Raw genomic sequence first — 2,639 nt, forward strand, 5'->3', positions numbered from 1 at the left:
TTTTTTTCAATTTTTGTGCCGTCAGAAAGTGTAATGTCTACAAGTTTAATGTGCTGTAAACTGCGGTTTATGGCTTCAATATTGAGGTTGACGATGCTGTTTGGTGTTGCGATATTGGACGCTGCTGCAACTTCTAAGTACAAACCTGCACAAGCCGCAATCACATTTTTAATGTCTTCTGATTTGATGGTTTTCCAATGCGAATCATCAAGCTTTTGAATCAATTGATAGGCTTCGACCAATTTTGGAACAGATGCCGCCGGATTATTAAAATCATAGTTGTCTTGTACGGTTTTGAGAAGAATACCAATGGCATTCCCATCTTTTATTCGGTTCCAGCTCGTGTCGATACCATCAAAAACAGCATTGTTTTTGGGCATTCCGCCTTTAACGAGTTCCAGATATTCCAGGTCACTGCCACGTGTTCCTGTATTTCCAAAACCTTGCGATTTATGGGCACTTCTACTGAGTGCTGCAATTTCAGGATTGGACATTCCAAGTGCTGGATAAAAATCGCCAACATCTATCGTGACCAGTCCAGTTTTATCAATCGCATCAAATTTCTCTTTGCTGCCATAAGACCACCAAGAGGTGTTATAAAAACTACGTTTTGGTTGCCAAACATCTACAAATTTCAATTGGTCTTTGAACTTCGTTTTATCGCCTGCCATATCAAAAGCTTCTAAACTTAGCATTGCTGAACTGGTGTGGTGGCCATGTGTGGATCCTGCAGTGCGATGGTCAAAACGGTTGATGATGATATCGGGCTGAAATTTACGAATGGCCCAAACCACATCACTCAATACGTCGTCTTTATTCCAAATATCCAAAGTTTCGTCCGGATGTTTTGAATATCCAAAGTCATTGGCTCTTGTAAAAAACTGATTGCCACCATCAATTTTTCGAGCTTCCAACAATTCTTGGGTTCTGATAACGCCCAGAAGTTCTCTTAATTCTGTTCCAATTAAGTTTTGACCACCATCACCACGAGTTAATGAAAGATAGGCTGTTTGCGCTTTTACCGCATTGGCGAAATGCGAAATAAGTTTCGTGTTTTCATCATCGGGATGTGCTGCAATATACAGTACAGATGCCAAAACACTGAGTTTTTCTATGGATTGGTAAATTTCTGAGCTTGTCGGTTTCTTGGGTTGCTGTGCGTGTGCAGAAAAGCAGTAGAATAAAAAGATAAGGGCAAATAAATGATGCTTGGACATGTCTTGAAAATTATCTTGGTCTTCAAATATAAAAAAGAAGCATCGTAATTTTCACTTTTAGATTTTATTTAACTCAACATGATTTTTTTTGATAATGAAAGTTATTGGTTAATTAGTAATCGGTAGGATAGTATAGTTTGTAAAAGTTTGTTTTAGTGTTTACACCAAATCTGTTCGGTCATCAATAATTTCATCAATGGCATCTTTTTTAATTAAGGTCACTGCTTTTTGAAGCATCAAGTTGTTTGGATAAGTTACTAAATCGCCATTTTGTGTTCTTAAATGCAGGTGGAAAGCTCTAATATCTTCAATAATTCCTTCAAGAGGCGCATCTTTATCATGAATTTGAATTTTATCCCCTACTTTATATGGAAACGATAAAAACATGATAATGCCAGAAGTAATGTTGCTCAATATAGACCAAATAGCAAAAAGGGCAATACCGATAACTGCAAATACAGAAGAAAAAATAACCACCAAGTCTCGCAGATCAGTACCAAAAATAAAAATAATGGTTACCAGCCCAATTATAATGGTTATCACGCTCATATAGCGCTGCATCAAGTGAGTTCTGGCAATATTGATACCATTATTTTTTGAGATTTTTCCAATAAGGGTATTCATAAAATATCTGATAATCAGTAAAAAAACGATTACGATTGCTGTTGAAATGAATTCTTGTTGGTAGGTTTGAAAAAACATAGCTTTTTTAAATAGAAAATTGGAAGTAAAGATACATAGAATACCAATAAATTTAACTTCAACCAATAAATTGTATATCATCAAGAAGTTTGCTTTTATTGATGCTTGAGGTTCACCGATTTAATTTTTTTTTCGTCAATTCAGTGAGAATCTAAAAAATATAAATCAAATGCTGAAATAATTTATACTCGGGACGATGAAATTACAACTTAACTTTTATTGGCCATGTCGTTTAACGTTTGATAAACCAGATGTGTAGGTAATCCCATAACGTTAAAATAGGAACCTTCAATTTTTGTAACACCAATTTGACCAATCCATTCTTGAATGCCATAAGCACCCGCTTTGTCAAAAGGTTTGAAATGCGTTATATAATAGTTGATTTCGGCATCAGATAAATTTTTAAAAGTCACTTTTGTAACTGCATTTACAGTTTTTGTGTAGGATGTTGAAGTAAAACACACCGAACTAATGACTTCGTGAGTGCTGTTGCTCAATGATTTTAAAATGTCGAAAGCATCTTTATAATCTCTTGGTTTTCCCAAAGCTTTGTTGTTATGCCAAACAATGGTATCGCTTGTAATAAGAATATCAGTGGGTGTGAGTTCCGACATAAAAGGCAATGCTTTTAGTTGTGCGAGATAATCGCTTATTTCAAAATGCCGCAAACGATTTGGGTAATCTTCATCCACTGGTTTTAATCGGATTTCGAAGTTTAAA

Annotated in this window: 3 protein-coding genes; all 3 read right to left on the bottom strand. The window is 35.5% G+C overall.

Translation table 11 applies throughout. The annotated features are described in order from the left end of the window. Positions 1–1,217, bottom strand: a 1,217-nt coding sequence (locus tag VNJ50_RS01405) for a PIG-L family deacetylase (protein ID WP_325578340.1), incomplete at its 3' end; no start/stop codon positions are given. A 159-nt stretch (positions 1,218–1,376) separates the two neighbouring features. Then, positions 1,377–1,919 (bottom strand): mechanosensitive ion channel domain-containing protein, encoded by a 543-nt coding sequence (locus VNJ50_RS01410; RefSeq protein ID WP_325578344.1) that lies wholly within the window; start codon positions 1,917–1,919, stop codon positions 1,377–1,379. A gap of 209 nt (positions 1,920–2,128) precedes the next feature. Beyond that, on the bottom strand, positions 2,129–2,639 hold a 511-nt coding region (locus tag VNJ50_RS01415), incomplete at its 5' end, for a Maf family protein (RefSeq protein WP_325578342.1).

It is taken from the genome of Gelidibacter sp., from assembly GCF_035577925.1.
GTDB lineage: Bacteria > Bacteroidota > Bacteroidia > Flavobacteriales > Flavobacteriaceae > Gelidibacter.

Bases quoted from the DNA above. Each gene is read 5' to 3' on its own strand.
- VNJ50_RS01410 (WP_325578344.1), bottom strand. From the start codon at position 1,919: ATGTTTTTTCAAACCTACCAACAAGAATTCATTTCAACAGCAATCGTA.